Source organism: Paenibacillus validus NBRC 15382, from assembly GCF_004000985.1.
In the GTDB taxonomy this organism is placed as follows: Bacteria; Bacillota; Bacilli; order Paenibacillales; family NBRC-103111; genus Paenibacillus_G; species Paenibacillus_G validus.
This window is the reverse complement of the sequence record NZ_BIMH01000066.1, coordinates 1-19,133: the sequence shown is the minus strand read 5'-3', so window position 1 is coordinate 19,133 and position 19,133 is coordinate 1. Positions and strand designations below refer to the sequence as shown.

At 58.5% G+C, this 19,133-nt stretch carries 20 protein-coding genes; 5 read left to right on the top strand and 15 right to left on the bottom strand.

Annotated elements, in window-relative coordinates; translation table 11 throughout:
- The 3 genes from PVA01S_RS24415 to PVA01S_RS24405 form a co-directional block, all read right to left on the bottom strand.
- A partial coding sequence (locus PVA01S_RS24415) for an AAA family ATPase (protein WP_244933038.1) occupies nt 1-1,784 on the bottom strand: 1,784 nt, incomplete at its 3' end.
- The gene (locus PVA01S_RS24410) at nt 1,781-3,055 is read right to left on the bottom strand and encodes a metallophosphoesterase family protein (protein WP_164751956.1); all 1,275 of its coding nucleotides are present in this window, start codon (nt 3,053-3,055) and stop codon (nt 1,781-1,783) included. The genes PVA01S_RS24410 and PVA01S_RS24415, both read right to left, overlap by 4 nt.
- Before the next feature lie 92 nt (nt 3,056-3,147).
- A complete protein-coding gene (locus PVA01S_RS24405; RefSeq protein WP_127610267.1) occupies nt 3,148-4,275 on the bottom strand; it encodes a glycosyltransferase family 4 protein in 1,128 nt (375 codons plus the stop codon).
- Nucleotides 4,276-4,405: 130 nt separating this feature from the next.
- Here PVA01S_RS24405 and PVA01S_RS24400 point away from each other — a divergent pair, with 130 nt between their 5' ends.
- Together PVA01S_RS24400 and PVA01S_RS24395 are read left to right on the top strand one after the other, a co-directional pair.
- Nucleotides 4,406-5,578, top strand: a complete 1,173-nt coding sequence (locus PVA01S_RS24400; RefSeq protein WP_244933037.1) for a GGDEF domain-containing protein — start codon at nt 4,406-4,408, stop codon at nt 5,576-5,578.
- Between the two features lie 24 nt (nt 5,579-5,602).
- Nucleotides 5,603-5,818, top strand: coding sequence for a hypothetical protein (locus tag PVA01S_RS24395; protein WP_054800421.1), 216 nt, complete (start codon nt 5,603-5,605; stop codon nt 5,816-5,818).
- A 124-nt stretch (nt 5,819-5,942) separates the two neighbouring features.
- Here PVA01S_RS24395 and PVA01S_RS24390 read toward each other — a convergent pair whose 3' ends face one another.
- A complete protein-coding gene (locus tag PVA01S_RS24390) occupies nt 5,943-6,149 on the bottom strand; it encodes a helix-turn-helix domain-containing protein (protein WP_054798354.1) in 207 nt (68 codons plus the stop codon).
- 239 nt (nt 6,150-6,388) lie between these two features.
- Between PVA01S_RS24390 and PVA01S_RS24385 the strand changes: the two genes are divergently transcribed.
- Complete coding sequence (locus tag PVA01S_RS24385) at nt 6,389-6,721, top strand: DUF1904 family protein (RefSeq protein ID WP_127610266.1); 333 nt, start codon at nt 6,389-6,391, stop codon at nt 6,719-6,721.
- A 182-nt stretch (nt 6,722-6,903) separates the two neighbouring features.
- On the top strand, nt 6,904-7,320 hold the full coding sequence (locus tag PVA01S_RS24380) for a helix-turn-helix transcriptional regulator (protein WP_127610264.1): 417 nt from the start codon (nt 6,904-6,906) through the stop codon (nt 7,318-7,320).
- A 173-nt stretch (nt 7,321-7,493) separates the two neighbouring features.
- Here PVA01S_RS24380 and PVA01S_RS24375 read toward each other — a convergent pair whose 3' ends face one another.
- The 7 genes from PVA01S_RS24375 to queD form a co-directional block, all read right to left on the bottom strand.
- Nucleotides 7,494-8,657, bottom strand: coding sequence for an MFS transporter (locus PVA01S_RS24375; protein WP_127610262.1), 1,164 nt, complete (start codon nt 8,655-8,657; stop codon nt 7,494-7,496).
- A 128-nt stretch (nt 8,658-8,785) separates the two neighbouring features.
- On the bottom strand, nt 8,786-9,658 hold the full coding sequence (locus PVA01S_RS24370; protein ID WP_127610260.1) for a LysR family transcriptional regulator: 873 nt from the start codon (nt 9,656-9,658) through the stop codon (nt 8,786-8,788).
- Nucleotides 9,659-9,696: 38 nt separating this feature from the next.
- On the bottom strand, nt 9,697-11,250 hold the full coding sequence (locus PVA01S_RS24365) for a sensor histidine kinase (protein WP_127610258.1): 1,554 nt from the start codon (nt 11,248-11,250) through the stop codon (nt 9,697-9,699).
- On the bottom strand, nt 11,247-11,930 hold the full coding sequence (locus PVA01S_RS24360) for a response regulator transcription factor (protein ID WP_127610271.1): 684 nt from the start codon (nt 11,928-11,930) through the stop codon (nt 11,247-11,249). The genes PVA01S_RS24365 and PVA01S_RS24360 overlap by 4 nt, the downstream gene beginning before the upstream one ends.
- Before the next feature lie 266 nt (nt 11,931-12,196).
- A complete protein-coding gene (gene queC, locus PVA01S_RS24355) occupies nt 12,197-12,886 on the bottom strand; it encodes a 7-cyano-7-deazaguanine synthase QueC (RefSeq protein ID WP_054798355.1) in 690 nt (229 codons plus the stop codon).
- Between the two features lie 40 nt (nt 12,887-12,926).
- Nucleotides 12,927-13,613, bottom strand: a complete 687-nt coding sequence (locus PVA01S_RS24350; protein WP_127610256.1) for a 7-carboxy-7-deazaguanine synthase QueE — start codon at nt 13,611-13,613, stop codon at nt 12,927-12,929.
- Nucleotides 13,613-14,086, bottom strand: coding sequence for a 6-carboxytetrahydropterin synthase QueD (gene queD, locus PVA01S_RS24345; protein WP_054798356.1), 474 nt, complete (start codon nt 14,084-14,086; stop codon nt 13,613-13,615). Before queD ends, PVA01S_RS24350 begins: the two co-directional genes overlap by 1 nt.
- A 134-nt stretch (nt 14,087-14,220) precedes the next feature.
- Between queD and PVA01S_RS24340 the strand changes: the two genes are divergently transcribed.
- Complete coding sequence (locus PVA01S_RS24340) at nt 14,221-15,642, top strand: RsmB/NOP family class I SAM-dependent RNA methyltransferase (RefSeq protein ID WP_127610254.1); 1,422 nt, start codon at nt 14,221-14,223, stop codon at nt 15,640-15,642.
- 135 nt (nt 15,643-15,777) lie between these two features.
- On the opposite strand, the gene PVA01S_RS24335 is transcribed toward PVA01S_RS24340, so the two are convergent.
- The 4 genes from PVA01S_RS24335 to PVA01S_RS24320 all read right to left on the bottom strand — a co-directional run.
- Entirely contained in the window at nt 15,778-16,821 is a 1,044-nt protein-coding gene (locus PVA01S_RS24335; protein ID WP_127610252.1) for a hypothetical protein, read from the bottom strand.
- Nucleotides 16,822-17,117: 296 nt separating this feature from the next.
- The gene (locus PVA01S_RS24330; protein WP_054798353.1) at nt 17,118-17,942 is read right to left on the bottom strand and encodes a Cof-type HAD-IIB family hydrolase; all 825 of its coding nucleotides are present in this window, start codon (nt 17,940-17,942) and stop codon (nt 17,118-17,120) included.
- A 29-nt stretch (nt 17,943-17,971) separates the two neighbouring features.
- Complete coding sequence (locus PVA01S_RS24325) at nt 17,972-18,733, bottom strand: pseudouridine synthase (RefSeq protein WP_127610250.1); 762 nt, start codon at nt 18,731-18,733, stop codon at nt 17,972-17,974.
- 5 nt (nt 18,734-18,738) lie between these two features.
- Nucleotides 18,739-19,133 (bottom strand): RsmF rRNA methyltransferase first C-terminal domain-containing protein (locus tag PVA01S_RS24320; RefSeq protein WP_174817616.1); only part of this gene is annotated, 395 nt, incomplete at its 5' end.

Genomic DNA, 19,133 nt, shown 5'->3' with positions numbered 1-19,133 from the left:
CCCAGCCGCGCGAGGCGGCCGAGCTCTGCGGCCAGCTTTGCCGCAAGCGCAGCGGCATGCGCCTCAAGCGGCGCGAGGCCCGTCTCCGCGGCGTACTCCGCCGGGGCATACGGGCGGCCCCGCCGGCCGGAAAGCCGCTCCGGCTTACGCGATCCGCGGCGCCCGAGCGTCAACCAGACGCTTGCGCCGAGCAGCAGGACGAAAGCGACGCCCGCTGCCGTCGTCTCGCGGAACAGCAGCAGCGCGGCAGGCAGCGCCAGCGTCAGCGCGTAAACGCCGATCACGGGGACCCCGGACGCGCCCGAGCCGGCAGCCTCGCCGTCAGGAGCCGCCCCTTGTCCGAGCCGCTCCAAATCGCGCAACCGCTGCTCCGCGTAACGAATCTCCCGCTGGGCGTCTTTCCACTCGCCGAACAAGCGTCGTGCCGTTTTCACCCGCTCCAGCGCAGATGCTGCCGTCTCCCCGCCCGCGAACGGGTTCGGCGGCTCAACGCCATCCCGGGCCGAAGCCTCATTCGAAACCGCCGTCTCTCCTTCCAAGCGCCGAATCTCCGCCGCAAGCAGCGCGTCTTCGTGCTGCCACGCGCGCCACTCGTCGCGGAAGCCCGCTGCCTGCTCGCGAAGCATCACCGTCGAAGGCAGACGATCCAGCGTTTCGATCGACCAACCCGGCCCGATCCGCCGCAATAACCGCTCCAGGCCGAGGCCCAGCTGTTCTTCCTCCGCCTCCGCTTCGGCCAGCTGGCGCTTGCCTTCCTCGTAGGCGGCGAGCCGATCGAGCAGCGACTCCAGCTCCGCTTGCCGGGCGAGTATCGCTTCACGCCGCTCCCGCCCGCTCTCCAGCGAGGCCAGCTTCGCTTCCGCTTCGTTCGCAGCCAAAGTCACCGCATCCAGCTCGGTCGTCAACCGCTCGAGCTCCGCTTCGAACGCTTCCTCCCGCAGAACGGCGTCCTCCGGCACCTCGTCGAGCGACCCCGGCAGCGCCGCAAGCTCACGCTCCACTTCCTCCAGACGGCGCGCGAATTGCAGCGCCTGGCGGCTGCGGTCGAGTTCCCCCGCTTCCCGCTGCAGGCGCTCCAGCTCCGCCTCCAAGACGCCGCACCGTTCCGTTAACCGTGCCCCTTCTTCCACCAGCAGCCGGTATGATTCGGCTTCCGACCGGCTCGCCCGCAGCCGCTCTTCCACCGCCGCAAGCTCCCGCAGCGCTTGATTCACGAGCGGCGTCCGGCCGCGCGGCCGGTAAAGCTGCTCCAGCTCCTGCGTCAGCTTCTTCTGCGCGGCTTGAATCGCCGTGCCGCTGAGGCCGAGACCCGCGCTGTACAGAAAGCCGCTCACTTCATCGGACTGCAAAGTGCCCAGCTCCTGCAGCTCCGATAACCCGAAGGCGAATAACTGGCGGAACAGCTCCGGAGTCAGGCCTCCGACCAACGCCGCCAATTCCGTTTCCCCGCCGGTCGTCCCGTCCGGGAAAACGACCTTGACTGCGCCGGCGGCCGGCGTTTTGCCGCGCCCGTCCGCCGAACGGTCCCAGCGTTCCACCCGAATGCGGCGCCCGGCGGCGTCCCGCACCGTCAACGCCCCGCCCTGGATGACGGCCGGATCCGGCGCATAGCGGGTCGTGCCGCCGCGGGTCGTAAATCCGAACAGCACCGTGCGAATAAATTCCAGCACCGTGCTTTTGCCCGCTTCGTTCGGACCGTAGACGAGCGTCACCGGCCGGTCGGTGTGAAGCGTTACTTCACGCAAGGAGCCGTATGCCTGAATGTCTATCCGTTCGAGGATCATCCGTTCCACCCCGTTTCCGCCCCGGATGCCAGCAGATCGATCGCCAGCTCTTCCGCTTCTTTCATCATCGCCTGGCGTTCTTCTTCCGTACAATCGGTCCACATCGACGCAAGCGCCGGATGTGCGGCGAGCGGACCAAGCGCTTCCTTCGCGAAGACGTCGAAACGTTCGCGGTCGCCGGCCGTCTCGCGCGAAAGCCGAAGCAGCTCGCCCAGAAAGCCAGACTGCGCCGCAAGCTTCTCGGGATCTACCGGAGCTCCCGTTCGATCCGTCAAGCTTTCGAGCCAGCTGTCTCCCGCCTGCTCGCGCAGCATCGAGGCGAGCTCCGCCAAGGCGCCTGCTCTTCTCAGCACCGCGTGCATCGGACCCCGGCCGGTCAGCGTCAACCGAACGATCGCCGAACGTCCCTCGCTCCGTTCGCGTGCAGCAAACAAAGCGTCCTCCAACGCTTCCTTCAGCTGTTGTTCCGAATCCAAGCCCTCGATCGGCACCTCGCCTTCCTCCCATCGCCATACGTCAAGCGCATGGAACGTCGGCTCCGCCTCCCCCTGCTCGGACACGCGCACGACATAACAGCCGCGCGCCCCGGTTTCCCGGATATGACGGCCCTGCACGTTGCCCGGGTAAACGACCCAAGGCCGCTCGTGAAGAATACGCCGCGTATGGATATGGCCAAGCGCCCAATAATCGACGCCCCGCCCAAGCAGATCGGCCAAACGGCAGGGCGCGTAATTGCCGTGCTCCCCGTCGCCGTCCACATTCGTATGTAACAGTCCGATATGAAACAGTCCGTCCCCCCAGTTGGCATAGCCGGGGGTCAAATTATCGGTCACCGCCGCCCGGTCGAACGAAATGCCGGAGATTCGCGCCAGCGGCTGCCCGTCCTCCGCATAAACCAAAGCGCTTTCCACCGCTTCGCAGCCGAATACGCGGACGCCACCCGGCAGCCTCAGCTTAGCCGTATACCCTTCCAGCAGCGGATCGTGGTTGCCGTGAATAATGAAGGCCGGTATGCCTTCGGCCGCCAAAGCTTCCAGCGCCTGTTGAAAGCGAAGCTGGGCGCGCAGCGAACGATCTTTGGCCTCATAGATATCGCCGGCAAACAAAACAAAGTGGACCCGCTCTCGAAGCGCAAGCTCGACCAGCCGGTCCAAGGCGGCGAATGTCGAGTCCCGAATATCGCTGCGCAGTCGCTCCGGTAAACCGGTCAACCCTTTAAAAGGACAATCCAAATGCAAATCCGCGGCATGTATAAATCGGAAGGACCGCATGTCCATCCCTTCCTTTCTTTTATCCCTGCTTGTAAAAGCCAAAAAAGCGGAAGCCGCTTCTCCCAAAGCACGGGCTCCCGCTTCCTTTTCACTTATTCTTTCTTATAAGACCGGTACACAGCTCGCAGCTGCTGCACGACACGCGTCATGGAATACGCTTTAAGCGCCTTCTCCAGCGCGATCCGCGAAAGCTGGTATCGATACATCGGATCGCCGATGACCTTCTCCAGCGCGGCCGCCAGCGCCGGTACGTCATCAACGGGCACAAGCAGTCCGTTGGTGCCGTGTTCGATCTGTTCGCCGATCCCTCCGACATCCGTGCCGACGACGGCCAATCCGCACAGCGCGGCTTCCGCAAATACGGAACCGAACGATTCGGCGCGGGACGGAAGCACAAACACGTCAAAGAACGGCATGAAATCTTCCGGATGTAAAATATACCCGTAAAAAATCGTTTCCTCGTATATATCCAGCTTAACCGCCAATTCCTCCAGCTCTTGGCGAATCGGCCCGTCACCGATCAGATGAAGCACGAACTTGTGGCCCTTTTGCTTCAGCTCGGCACAAGCGTACAGCAGCGTATCGAGCCCTTTGGCAGGCACGAGACGGCAGACCGAGATCAGCTGCGGCACCTTGTTCTCGTGCTGTACGGGACGAAACCGCTTCTCGTCGAAGCCGTTCGGAATGACCCCGACACGCTCCGGTTCCTGGAGGTAATCGGCCATATAATGTTTAAACGAATTGGACACCGTGATCAATTGGTCCGCACGTTCCTCGAGCTCCCGGTAAATCGAAGTCAGGAAGGCGTGCTCCGGTCCATTTTCCGCAATTTTCCCGTTCAGGATCAGTTCTTTCTCGTAACTGGAATGCACCGTCATGATGAGCGGCGTTTCCGGGAACACTTGTTTCATGACGAGGCCGGCGATCGGATGATGCGCGTGAATCAAGTCGAACGACTTCTGAATCCGCAGCTTCGTCCACCAGACGTAATCTTTATAGGTTTGAATATACTTGTCAACAATGGGATTACCCGCGTAAACCGTCCAATCGAAGGTCGAGAAACGAACTTCCTCCGTGCCTTTACCGCGGATGCGCTTAGGCAGCGAGAACAGTTCCATCTCCCATCCCCGCTTATTGAACCGGTCCAGCATGAACGGAACCATGGAAGAAACCCCGCCCGGCTGCTCCGGCGGAAAAAACAAAGCTTGAAGCACTCGCATGAAAAATAAACCCCCGGTCTCCCCAAAGTTGTAGGCTTGTTCCCTACCTACCATCCTAACAGGTATGAAAACATACGACAAGACTTCCCTAATCGAATGTACGTTTGGTATAATGGGAGTCACCTTAAGGTTGAGACGGAGGCATATACACGAATTTATGGACAGTATTACGTTATCCGACGTATTATTCGGACCGACCGGCACGGTCTGGCTTTACTCTATGCTGACGGTCATCATCGCAATGACCCTGCTCGTCTCGATCCGCCTGCTGCTCTCCCGCCGGAAGATCGGCTACTTCTCGATGATTGTCGCGCTCGGCATTGTGCTGATTCAATACGGACAATTGATCGCCAAAGCCTTCAGTCCGCAAATGAGCAACGTGGAAGCCTTCGCGGCGCTTCTTCTGAAGGTGTTCGCCTTCGTGATGATCAATATCGGAATCTACCAATTATACAATCCGACGCGCAAGAGGGACATTGTCACGTTTATGTTTTTTGTGCTGGCGACCGCGGCCGTTTCCCTTACGTATTGGCTTGCGCCCAATTGGCTCCAGAGCGGCGACGATAACTCCCGGCTGCTGCGTCCGCTCGGTTTGGAGCTGTACTTGTTTGTGCTGTTGTTCTTAAGCTTCCTGCTCGTGAATCCGCGCATCGGACAGAACGGCAAATACCAGGCGATACTGACCGTTTATTTCGTCACGCATACAGTGCATATGGCAAACCTGTACCTTTTCGACGCCAATCAGCCCGCCCTGCGGTTGCTGGAGCAAACGCTTCCGTTCGTGCTGCATTCGATCTTGTTCTTGTTTATATTCGAGCGGGTTATCGAGCTGATGCAGGCGATTTATATGTCTTCGATTACAGACGGGCTAACCCGGCTGTATAATCGCAAATATTTCCAAAACCGGGTCCACCAAGCGGTTCAACAGCGGATGCCTGTATCGGTCATTTTCAGCGATATCGATAATTTCAAGAAGCTGAACGATACGAAGGGGCACCATATGGGCGATCAAGTGCTGAAGCAAGTTGCGCAGATCGTTCGGGAGGAAACCGACGAAGCCGGGATTTGCGGCCGGTACGGCGGCGAGGAGATGGTTGTGCTGATCACCGATCCCGACGCCAGCGCCGGCGCATTAGCCGAACAAATCCGCTCGCGCGTCGAGGCGGAAACGATCGTGACGGTCAGCATGGGCTACAGCCGGTTGAAAAAGGGTGTCGGCCCGGACGAGCTCGTCAAGCAGGCCGACGAAGCCATGTACAAAGCAAAAACAAGCGGCAAAAACAAAGTGGTCGGGTGGGAGTAACCGAACCGTAGGAGGAACTTAGATATGGCTCACAATCGTCGTTTAACGACCGATCAGGATTTCAAAGAGGCGCAGGAACGCCAGGTGCCCATACGCGTGTTTCAAGACGACCATATCGTCGATTCGGGCGGGATTGTCGTTCGTTTCACCGAGGAGACCGTCGTTCTGCAATCCGGAGTCAGCGACGTCGCTTATCACCAGCGAGCGCTATGCGAGTTTTTTGAAATGAGAAAACGATAGCCGGACGAGTCCGGCAGCGAATACATGAGCGGCGGCAGCGAGAATACGATCCGATCGCACCCGGCGACGGGCGCGCCAGCCCGATCCCGGCATCGCTCAGCTTGCCGCCGTATCGACATGACGCTCATTCGATCTGAAACAGTTCCTCCATCGGCCGCTCCAGCACCTCGCTCAACTTCTTCGCCGTACCGGGACCTACCGTCTTCATCGATCGCTCCAACAAACTGACATAGGCATAGCTTAATCCGGAACGCTCCGCCAGCTGGCGCTGAGTCAAGCCTTTCACGATCCGCGCTTTCACAACCGCATTCGTTCTCGCAATGATCCGCATTTCCATCTCCCCCAAGATCTTCCTGTTTATTTTCCATTATACCACCATTATTCACTTGTGCAACAAAATATTTTTAGATTTGTTAACATGCGGGCGAGCGGGGAGCACCGAGTATTTTTTGAATAAAAGCTGCCGCTGCATCGGTCAGAGGATTGACAACCTCGTTTCTTGTGATTAAAATCACAAAGATAGGACATATCGCTGCAACCGCCTATACCATACGAAATGAAGGGATTAAAATGCCGTATTTACGCTTCAAAGGTTTCCCTGCCCCGTTCGTCGAACAAATAGCCCCTGCAGTTGTCGATCAATTTGCCTCGATCGTAGACATTCCGAAAGAAAAGGTAAAACTCGAGCTGCTTCAAGTGCTGCAAATTACGAATACGCCATTGTCCGTTGAAATTATGATGTTTCCCCGGGCGCAGCGCCTTCACGACGAGCTTGCGGCCGCCATCCACGATTTGCTGTTCGCCCATGACTATCGCAACGTGCATATTTTTTTCATTCTATTATCGCCGGAGCTTTATTATAAAGAAGGCAAGCCGCTGCAAGTCTTCCCCGGTCCGCGGTGACAGAGCGCTTGCAGCGCTCTTTTTTTTAGCCGCCTGCTCCTCCTCTCCGTTCCCCTATTGTCCCGCCCCTTAACGATACCTGCCATTGTGCTGCCGAAAGTTTACTGTTAATATGAGAATGTTAACCAACATTTACCTTCCGTTTCATCCTATTTATTCTACCCGTACTGTAGGTGTCCTTCATGCCTTTTTATGAACAATTGAAAGATATGCGCAAATTAAAAGGGTTTACAATCCGCGAGTTGGCCGATCGCTCAGGGGTGTCCGCCGCCTATATTTCGCAGATGGAGAACGGCAATCGGGGCGTCCCTTCCCCCGACGTGCTGATGAAGCTGTCCGAAGGGTTAAATACGCCCTACACCGAGCTCATGAAAATCGCCGGTTACTTGGATAAGCCCGAGCCGACGGCACCGGATGGACAACCCGCTGCCATCGGCCGACCGCGCGTTAATCTGCGGCGCTTTTTGCAGGAGAACGATCTGATCTTTGACGGCATTGAATTAACCGAGCTCGATAAAGATTGGATTGAGCGAATGCTGACCGTCATGTTCTGGCGGGACAAGCGGCTTCAAGAGCCGGAGACGGACTCGAACGGCTGACCGTCCCGAAGCGGGCGGCTGGCACGGCAACCAAACAAGTCCGACGGACGACCGGGATTTCCGGCGCCGTCGGACTTGTCGCATTTAGAAGGAAAAGGCTCCCTTTCTTCTGAAAAATAGAAAATTGCCTCATTTAAGATAATGCCGTTCCGCTATGCATAGCGGCGCATGGCTTACGCTCCTGTCGCCTCCGGCTCCTCGCCCGGCTTCGCGCGGGTCAGGAAGGCGCCGCCGATCAGAAACGCGCCGCTCACATAAAAAACCGACAGCAGGCCGACCGAATTGCCGACAAGCCCGAAGAACATCGGCGCCAGCAGCTGCGACAACCGGTTGGAGGCCAGACGCAGTCCGAGCACTTCGCCGGTTCTCGTCTTCGGCGAAGCATTGTAAGTCGTCGTCATCGACAGCGGCTGTCCGCAGCCAAGGCCGAGGCCCATCATCGCGCTGAGCACGCCGAATAAGTATACATGACCGGCGAACGGAACAAGTATAAACGACAGCCCCGCCACAAAAATAGACGACAGCAGCACGCGGTCGCGGCCGAATTTGCCCGTCATTCTTCCCAGCAGCATGCGTACGAATACCATGGCCAATCCTTGTACGGCAATGATCCAGCCGATGCTCGATTCGGAAACGCCTGCCCCCGCCGCAAATAACGGAAAATAGGCGATGAAGATGTCTTTCGAATACAAGACGAGCGCGCTGGAAGCCAGCGCCTTGCGCAGTACCGGAATTTTCAGCAGCTGAAGCGAGCTTGCGCTTTCGGCGGGCTCCGCCTCTGCAGCCGGCGCCTTCCTGGCAACGATGACCGGGATCAGGAATGACAGGCTGAGCGGCAGCAAACCGACGAAGCCTGCGGTCATAAAGGCGACCCCGTAAGAGAAGTGCTCGGCCAAGTAACCGCCGATAACCGGCCCGACGAAAGATCCCATCGCCACGAACATGCTGAAAATGCCGAAGACCTGGTCGCGCGTTTCCTTGGTCGCCGCATTGCCGAGCACGTTCTGCAGCGACACCGTAATGAAGACGTGCGAAATGCCGACCAAGGCTTGCGACGCATACAACGCCGCCATCGAAGGAAACAAATACGGCAGCGCCACGCCGATCGTCGCTCCGAGCGACCCGAGCACAATCGGCAGCCTGTCGCCGACGAGATCCGCCACCTTGCCCGCGCGAATCGCGAACGCCAGCGGCAAAATCGCATAAGCGGCGGTCAGCAGGCCGATATCCATCGTCCCGGCGCCCAATTCGGACGCATAGAGCGTAATAAGCGGCCTCGTCAAGTAGATCATCGTGTGAAAGCAAAGCGCAATCAGCAATATCACTCGTAACGTCATGTCCAATCATCCGTTCTTCTAGGAGTATGCCCCTATTGTAATCTACCAATGGGTCCAGTGAAAATACGGATTGCGTATCGTCAGCCATAGCCAAAACGAATAGCTGCCGCCTCGGGGTCAGGCTCAGGCTAAAGCCCTTCCTTCAGATCCAGCGCTTTCACGAACTCGACGAACGTGCGGACCAGGTTCAGCTCCAACGTCTCTTCGTGATAATACATCCATGTGCGCCGCACGATCGGCTGCCCTTCGGCGTCAAGCAGGTCCTGCTTGAACAAGCCTTCCGCATCGCCGAGGACGGAGTGCGGCAGGATTGCGTAGCCGAGTCCGTTCAGCAGCATTTCGCGGCATGTTTCGGATTTGTCGACCTCCATGCCTATATAGGGCGGCTGTGTATAATGCTCGGTCCACCACTTGTCGATCAGCGACTTGAACAGCGGGTCCGTCTGGTAATCGATGCGCGACAAATACGGAAGACGCTCGAGCTGCAGCTCCTCCTTGGAGGCGATGCAGATCGCCTCTTCCGACAGCAAATACTTCTGACCGGGCCATGCGTATTCGCCGCGTACGAAGCCCACGTGCACCTCCTGGTTGTATATGAGGTGAAACACGTCTTTGCTCCAGCCGGTCATTACCTTGAACTCTACGCTCGGATACCGGTCCTTAAAAAGCTTCAGCAGCCTCGGCAGCGTCTTGCGCGTGATCAGATTCGTGACCGCCAGCCGCAGCGTGCCGACGACCTGATTCTCCATGTTCAGCACATGATCTTTGATCTTGCGTAGACGGGTGATCATCTCGTCGGCACACTTGGCCAAATATTCGCCTTCCGGAGTAAAATGCACCCCGCGCCGGCCCCGGTGCACAATCAGCACGCCGAATTCCTTCTCGATTTGCCGCAGGCGATTCGTCAGAGACGGCTGGGATATGAATAAGCTTTCGGCCGTTTTCGTAATGTTTTTTTGCCTGTACAGTTCCTTCAGAATGATCCAGTTCAAATCTTCCATCCGTAGGCCTCCATGGACGATCTTAAGCGGCAAACCGGTTAAGCTCCTGAATCCGCAACGGCTCCCGGCGGGTGAAGCGGCAGATGAATGCGGAATGACGTCCCCTCGCCTTCGACGCTCTCGACCTCAATGGTTCCCCCGTGCAGGTCGACGATCGACTTCGTGATCGACAAGCCGAGTCCGGCTCCGCCCTGCGCGCGGGAACGCGCCGAATCGACCCGGTAAAACCGGTCGAACACATGAGGCAGCTGTTCCTCCGGTATGCCCGCGCCGTTATCGCTGACGTGCAGCACACAGCCGCTTCGCTCAAGCGTCAGCTCGACTGCAATCCGCCCCTGCTCGGGATCCGTATGCTGCACCGCATTGTGAAACAAATTAAGCAGCACCTGTTTGATTTTATCGCGATCGAACACGGCCTTCACTTCCGGTGTAATCGACAAGCGAAGCGTCCGTTCGCCGGCTAACAGCCGAAGCTGCGGCTCCATTTCCAAAACGGTCCGGTCCAGCAGCCCCTCGGTCCATTCTACCTCGGGCGTCCGGTCAAGTCTAGCAAGCAGCAGCAAGTCGGCGACCAGCTTGTTGATGCGCTCCGACTCGCTGAGCATGCTGCGCAGCGCCCGGTCAAGCTGCTGCGGATGCTGCGCAGCGCCGCGGATCAAGACTTCGAGGAAGCCGTGAATCGACGTCAGCGGCGTACGCAGCTCATGAGACGCGTCCGCGACGAAACGGCGCATCTTCTCCTTCGCCTCCTGCTCGGCAAGGAAAGACGTCTCCAGCCGCTGCAGCATCCCGTTGAACGAATAGGACAGCCGGTCGATCTCGGCCTGCCCTTGTCCGGTCGGCAGCCGCTGGGCCAGCTGGCCGGCGTCGATTTGCTCCACCGTACGCATGATATTGTTCAGCGGCACAAGCGTTCGTTTCAGTACGGGCAAGTAGGTCACGAGCCCGAACAATAAGGCGATCGCGGCGAGCCCGAGGAAAGTCAGCAGCTGGCTGAACAGCACTTCGTCCAGGAACCGCGTCCCGATGCTTGCCTGCACGACGCCCTGCAGGCGGACGCGGGCGTTCACCGGCTGCAGGACGACCATCTGCTTCTCCCCGTTCGCACCGCGAACGATCCGGTAGTCGACTTCACTCTTATTGTCTAACGCATCGCTATAGTCCTGGGGGGCCAGGCGCGGGATGCTCTCGGCGGCGGTTTCTCGCCTGCCGGTCGTGCCGCCGTCTCCCTCCGTGTCCGATGCAGACGTTTCGTCTCCTTTAATCACCGTAAAGCCGCCGTTTGCGTCGATGAAAGCAAGCTTCACCCCGGCAATCGTCCCGTTCGACATCGGTCGGCCGGGCAGCGCAACCTCGTCCTTCCGCGGCATCCGTCCGCCACCGCCGGGCATCCACATATCGTGAGGCATCGTCAGGATTTGGCTTTGAATGGTCATCGCTTGATTGCGGTACAGAAACTGCTGCATCAGCAAGTATTGCAGACCGCCGATCAGCAGCAAAATCGCGGCGAGAATCATAAGCGACCGCGAAAGCAGCTGGAAGCGCAGCGAATGGGGATGCAGTGCTCCCTTCAGGCTTCGCGCGGCGCTCATGACAAGTCAACCCGGTAGCCCGCACCGCGCAGCGTTCGAATTAAACGATGCTCCTTGTCGTTCAACTTATCCCGCAGCGAACGGATATACACTTCCACGATGTTCTCTTCCCCGCCGAAATCGTAGCCCCATACTTTGTCCAGGATGACGGCTTTACTCAGCAAGATCCCTTTGTTGATGACCAGAAAGTGAAGCAGATCGTATTCCGTCGGCGAGAGCTCGAGCACCCGCTCCCGATAGCTGATTTCCTTGCGGCGGTCATCGATTTTGAAGGGTCCGATCCGGACCTCGCCCAACAGATGCGGAAACTGGTTGCGGACGCGGGCATGAATGCGGGCCAGCAGCTCGTCAAAGCTGAACGGCTTGCTCATGTAGTCATCCGCGCCGAGCGTCAGCCCTTTGACCCGATCGTTCACTTCTTCTTTTGCGGTCAGCATGATGACGGCAATCTGTTCCTCCTGCTTCAGCAGACGGCATACCTCGAACCCATCCATGCCCGGCATCATCACATCGAGAACGGCGACATGCGGCCGAACCTTTTCGGCGAGCGTCAAGGCCGTCAAACCGTCCTGCGCCGTAAACACCTCGAACCCTTCATTAACGAGCCCCAGCTCGAGAAACTGTAAAATATTCGGTTCATCGTCCACCAGTAAAATCTTGATTCCTTTCAGAGCGCGCATCGCAGTCGCTTTCCCTTCCTCAACCGCCGCCTTGGACGGCTTTTGTCTTATTGTACGCCTTGTACGCCGGGTCCCGGCTCGTAACGCTATCGTACGCCCCTCATCTGAATGCAGCCTGAAGACTGCCTGAAATTCCGCTGAATGCGGTAAGGCGCGCCGCTGCAAGCCAAATACGACAAAAAGTCCGAAGAACCGCAAGCCGGGGGCACCGCCGGAGCCTTGCATTTCTTCGGACTGGATCGGTTTCTCGCCGATTTCGTTAGGGTTTACAAGCTCCGGTAAGCGATCGGATCGGACGATTGCGCGTCGGCAAAGCCTTTCAACCGCAGACGGCAGCTGTCGCATTCCCCGCACGCTTCTTCTTGTCCGTTGTAACAAGAAGTCGTCAAGTGATAAGGCACGCCGAGCCGCTCGCCCTGGCGAATAATTTCCGCCTTCGTCCAATCGATCAACGGCGTTTCGATCTTGATCGGCACCCCTTCCACACCGACGCGCGTCGCCAGCGCCATAACTTCCTCCACCTTGCGGATAAATTCGGGACGGCAGTCGGGATACCCGCTGTAATCCAATGCATTGACCCCGATGTAGATCGCCTCCGCCCCCGTTACCTCCGCATACGAAGTGGCAATGGACAAGAACAGCAGGTTGCGTCCCGGCACGTACGTGACGGGGATGTCCGATTCGACCGGACCGCTCTCCCCGGCAGGCGGCACATCGATCGAATCGTCCGTCAAAGCGCTGCCGCCGAACTCCTTCAGAAATCCGAGCGAGATCACCTTATGCCGGTCCGCCACTCCGTAAAATTCCGCAACGAGCCTTGCGTTCTCGATCTCGCGGCGCTGCCGCTGGCCGTAATCGAACGTAATCGGATATACGTCATACCCGGCTTCGCGCGCGATTCCCATGCACGTCGTGCTGTCGAGACCTCCGCTTAAAATAACTACCGCCTTTTTCATCAAGCCGTACCTTCTTCCTTCAGAAATCATGCCTGTTCCCTTACACGCCCCGGGCCGCCGGGTCCCAAATGATCTTATGCAGCTGCATATTCAGCTTGACATGCGACAGGCCGTGCTCCAGCATAAGCCCGACGAGCTTGGCCGGCGGCATCGTTTCCCAAACCGGGCTGAACAACGGCAGCGCAGCGGTCGGATAACGCTCCAGCACCGCCTTGGCCGCTTCGAAATCGCGGTCGCTGCCGATGACGAATTTCAGCTCGTCCTGCTTGCGAAGCAGTGCAAAATTCGCCGTCGCCATCTTATCCTCTTCGCCTGAATCGGGCAGCTTGTAGTCCATAATATACCGCACGTTCGGCGAGGTGATGCGACGAATGAACGGCTCCAGCTCAATCGCCCCGTTCGTCTCAATATGAATGTCCTCGTAACGTCCCGTCCCGGCCAGCGCCTCAATCAACGCGGCGGACTTGTCGCCGTAGAGCAGCGGCTCGCCGCCGGTCAAGCATAGATGCTTCGCGCCGAAGCTCGTCGCTTTGCTCACGATCTCGTCGACCGACATGACGAACTCCGCTTCTGCCGGCGGATAGCTGTACTTCGTATCACACCACGTGCAGCGCAAATTACAGCCGAACAGACGCACAAAAACGGTCGGGAATCCGGCACGCGTGCCCTCTCCCTCAACCGTTTCGAAAATTTCCACCATCGGCAGCTTGATTACGGGTGAAGACATCAAGACTCCTCCCCCATCAGCCTGGCCGTCACCGCAGCGAAGCTGGTCGGCGTCTCCCATAAGCGAACTTCTTCGAGACGTACCGCCGGATACAAGCCTTCCGCCTTCAAGGCGCCGGACAGCTCCTCGTACATCCAGACGACCATGTTCTCGGCCGTCGTGTTCATCGGCGGCAGCACGTCGTTCAAATACCGGTGATCCAATTTATCAATAACGCGTTCTTTCGCGATCCGCTTTATATCGGCAAAATCGATGGTAATGCCGCGCTCGTCCACTTTGCCCCGCATGATGACCTGCAGCTTGTACGTGTGGCCGTGCAAGCTCTTGCATTTCCCTTCGTAGCAATGCAAATGGTGGGCGCTGTCGAACGTGAACTCCTTGGAAACGAGCACCTCTCGGTCGTGATACTTGAGCTCGCTCTTCTGGATGTCCTCGCCTAAGATTTGCACTTTTCTAGGAAAATCGTATTCCATCGGCGCATTCCCCCCTTTTCCGAAAAACATCAAACTATTATACCATGCACGCCTCGCTTCTCACAATATAGGGAAAGCTGTATAATGAAGGCTAATGTGTTCGCGACGAATGGAAAGGAGTTAAGGAAACGAATATGGTCGATTTACCCCGAGCTTACATCGAACAAATGCGGCGGCTGCTGTCCGGCGAAGCGGAGGCGTTCTTGCAATCTTACGGCGAACCAAGGACGCAGGGCCTGCGTTTGAACACCTATAAAATCGGAGCCGCGCGTGAAGAAACGGTACGCAGCCTGTCGGAGGCCTTCGGCCTGGAACCCGTACCGTGGTGCGAAAGCGGCTACTATTATCCGGAGGACCGCCGTCCGGGCAAGCATCCGCTGCATGCGGCCGGCTTGTATTACATTCAGGAGCCGTCGGCCATGTCCGCCGTCGAGCTGCTCGCCCCCGCACCCGGCGATGTCGTCCTGGACCTTGCGGCCGCGCCCGGCGGCAAATCGACGCACATCGCGGACAAGCTGCAGGGCAAAGGGCTGCTCGTGTCTAACGAGATCCACCCGGTCCGGGCGAAGAGCCTTTCTGAAAATGTGGAGCGTATGGGCATCGCCAACGCCGTCGTCGTCAGCGCGACGCCGCAGCAGCTCGCGGCGAAATTCCCGCGCTTTTTCGATAAAATGATGGTGGACGCTCCCTGTTCGGGCGAAGGCATGTTCCGGAAAGATCCGGATGCGATCGGCGAGTGGTCGCCCCAGCATGTGGACATGTGCGCCGCCAGACAGCTCGATATTTTGCAAGCGGCGGTCACAATGCTGAAGCCGGGCGGGCGGCTCGCTTACTCCACGTGCACGTTTAACGAGCAGGAGAACGAGCAAACCGTCGCAGCGCTGCTGACCGGGTTCCCCGCGCTGCGGCTTCTTCGCATGGAGCGCATCTGGCCGCACCGGCAGCGTGGGGAAGGACACTTCGTCGCGCTGCTGGAGCTTGCGGAGCCGAGCGCCGAGGCCGCAGCGTCAACGTACAGCGCTGCCCAGGGGATCACCCGGCGCAAGGAGCGTTCGGCCCGAGGCAAGCGCGCAACCGGGCGACCGGAAGAAGACGCGCTTCGCTCGTTCCGCCGGCTCGCCGAAAGCATCGGGGGCGCAGCGTGGGCCGACGAGCTGCAAGCCTGGCTCGGCCCCGGCGAGCCGCTGCTGTTCGGCAACCAGCTTTATTGGTTTCCCGCCGCAGAGGGCAGCCCGCTCTCCGGCGACGGGCTGCACGGCCTGAAGACACTGCGGCCCGGGCTTCACCTTGCCGAGCTGAAGAAGGACCGCGCCGAGCCTTCGCACGCGCTCGCCTTGGCGCTGCCTTCCAGGCTGGCGTCGGGAATCCCGGCCGTCAGCCTGGAAGCGGACGGCGGCTCCGCGGCCGAGCGCTATTTGCGGGGGGAAACGCTGGATGCGGCTGCCCCGGGCAGCGGCTGGACGCTTGTCACCTTCGAAGGCTTCGCGCTCGGTTGGGGCAAGCAATCCGGCACGCAGATCAAGAATCATTACCCGAAAGGGCTGCGCAGGCCCTAGTCCTGCGGACGTACCCGGGTATACGAAAAATGACGTGCAAAATGGTCCCCCATTTGCACGTCATTTTTACGGTCTGCGGTCTTTTCACATTAAAAAGACGGACCCGTTCGTTAGAGAGCCCCGCAAAGCCTCTCTTTAATGAATGGTCTCGGTTTCGAACAGCACTTCTTCGATCAACCGGTTTCTATGCATCATGGACAAGTTGAGGGCTTCATAATCCTTTTCCTTATCAAGCTCCTCCATCAGCAGCGTGGCGATCAGCTCCCGGTCCCCTTCGCTGCCCGGCTCGCGAAAGTCGATAAAACCGGTAAGCTGGCGCTGGCTGATATCGATCGTAGCGGTTCCGATGGGCAGCCCGCCCCGCGACTGCTGATAAATTTCGTAGCTCAGCACGTCGCCGTCGTCCCGGGCCAGGACAATCGAGTAGTCACTTTTCTTCCCGTATTCGGTAAGCTCGTTCGACTCCTGCTCGCTTTCCTCCAATAGATCCTCATGCGTCAGCTCGATCGTCTCGATCACTTCATTATCGTAAAGCATATGGATGACGAACGTATCGATTTCATCCTCATCAAAATCCAGCACCAGCAAATCGGCCACGACGTCAAGCTCTTTCTCTTCGGGCTCGATCATCCAATTTACCGTGCCGGTAATATTGGCCCCATCGGTGTGCATAAACGCTTCGGCGATCCAATTCTCGTCTTTATCGTAAACGTGGTATTCGATTGTATCTTCATCCTCGCCGACGACAACCAGCTCGTAATCGGCCAGCGTATAAACCTCGCGGTCGAACGTATCCTCATCCTCCAGCCGCGAATCGCTGTCCGCCCAATCCGTATCGTAATCGAAGTCTTCTTCCGCTTCGTCCCACCCGTTATTGTACGCAGCCGCCGCGCGTTCCGTCGCGATGACATGATCGTAGCTGCTGTACGTCACCATGATTTGGCACGCGGTCGCTTCGATCGCATCCATAAACGCCTGCACATACTCGTGAACGTGCTCGAACACCTCTTCTTTATCGGCTTCCGACAAAACTTCCTTCTCCAACTGCAGAGAGCCGGCTATACGGGCAGACTCCCGATAAACGACCGTCAGCGTGCCAACAAACCGATTTTTAAACACAATGTCACATACTTCTCCGCCTGCCGTCCTCAAGTCCGGCCTCAGCATCACGCTGCTCATTCGGGTTCCCTCCCTGAGATGAATTAGGTTAAGCGACTAGCACGTTGCGTTCTTAGCATGTCCTTCCCGCTGCGAAAAGTATGCGCCCCGGCCCAAGCCGTCAACCAATGCAGACGGGACATGCCAAGGAACCCGTTGCGTGATTCCACTTGAAAACAGCCGTCCAACAAAAATAGCGGAACCCGATGCATGATTCGAGCTGCAAATCGGCTTCCGCCGAATAAGCTGCGAATAAGACATCTGAGTTCCGCTACAGGCAGCGAATGCCCGGGCGATTCTTCCATTCACAAGTCACTTCAACCGCCGAGCCCGATTCCTAGCGGCTCAAGCACATGCTTCATCAGTGCCGCATGCACCCCGTCTTCGTTGTTGGATAACGTCACCTCATCGGCCGCTTCCTTGACGCCGTCCGGGGAATTGTCCATCGCGATGCCGAGTCCGGCAAAGCGCAGCATGTCGACGTCGTTGAAATAGTTGCCGATCGCGATAATCTCCTCACGCCGGATGCCCCACGAGTCGGCCAAATGCTTCAACGCATTGCCCTTGGAGGCGGAAACCGCCATCACGTCGACGAACTCGACGCCGCTGCGGATGGCGTGGAATGTCTCCGGCAGCTGAAACTCCCGGCCGAAGGCGGCCTCCACGCGATCCATCTGGTCTCCGTCGCCGAACATCGTGAATTTGACGATGCCTTCTTCCATGGCGAGTACGTCGTCCACTTGTTTCGTGACGATCAGAAACTGCTCGTACATCGCGGCCGCGGCGGCCTCCGCTTTCTCCAAGTACAGATCAAGCGGCGTATTTACGTCAAAGTGGACGCCGTTCTCGCGGCAATAAGCGACCAGCGGCGCAAGCTCCTGCATTTGAAAGCTGAACTGATGAAGCACCTGCGCCCCCGGCGTTTGCACGGTAGAAGCGCCGTTGTGGGTAATCAGCACCCCTTCCAGGCCAAGCTCCTCGAACACCGGGATCGCATTCGCGGGTCCCCGTCCGGTGCACAGCACGATGCGAAGTCCGGCTTCATGCGCCAGCCGCAGCGTGCGAATCGTCCTTTCGGTCAGTTCGTGGTTATCGTTTAACAACGTACCGTCCACATCAAGCGCAATCAAGCGGTAATTCATCGGTTCTCCACTCCTCATCGGGCAACCCTTTATTGGTCCGCCTCCGGCTGTGCCGCATGCGCCTGCAGCGACTCCAGTTCGGCGGTCGTCAGCTCGCGGTACGTTCCCGTGCTCAGGTCCGGATCGAGTGCGAGGGGGCCCATGGACATTCTTTTCAAAAAAACAACCCGTTTGTTCACGGCGAGAAACATGCGTTTCACTTGATGAAACTTTCCTTCCCTGATCGTCAGCTCGATCTCGGACAGCTGTCCTGCCTCCGGCTCGCCCTTGCTCAGTATGCGAAGCTCGGCCGGCATCGTCACGTAGCCATCGTCCAGCGTCACGCCCCGGCGAAAAGCTTCCCGGTCGCTTTCGTCGACCGCGCCCTCGACCCGGGCGTAATACGTTTTGGGGACGTGTTTGCGCGGCGACAGCAAATTGTGCGCGAGCTTGCCGTCGTTGGTCAACAGCAGCAAGCCCTCCGTATCTTTATCAAGCCGGCCGACCGGGAACAGCTCGAAGTGCGCATAGCCGTCGTCCAGCAAATCGAGCACCGTCCGATCGCGCGTATCTTCCGTCGCCGACACGACGCCCTGCGGTTTATTGAGCATGATGTACACAAACTCCCGGTAACGGACCGGCTCGCCGTCAACCGCAATGGCGTCCCGTTCGGCATTGACCTGCAGGCCGCTGTCTTTGACGGTTTTGCCGTTCACCTGAACGGCGCCGCGCTTGACGAGTATTTTGATTTCGCTGCGTGTGCCGAAGCCCGAGTGGGCCAGCAGCTTGTCCAGGCGTATTGTCGTTTTCATCGATCTTAGGTCCACCTCCAACCGGGCGGATATTCGTTCTTGATCATGCCGTCCTGCCATTTGCCCCACCCGACGGGAAAGCCGTCGATGCAGACGAGGCAGAAGCCTTTGGGCTGCACGCCGTCCCCTTCGGCGTGCAGCTCATCCGGGGCGAGCTCCAGCGTCTCACCCTTCAAATACCGCACGGCCCGGCTGTCGCCGGCCGTCAGCATCACGCGGCGCCGCGCCTCCGCCGCGCGCAGACCCAAAGCCAGCGCTTGCGAGGGCGCAAAGCGCTGCTTGGCCGCGCCGCCGAGGTACCATCCGGGTCGAATGACCCGGATGCCGTCGAGCGGCGGCAGCCCTTGTGGCGCCGCGTATGCGTGCTCGCTGCGCCACACGAGCTCGGCGCCGGCCCACG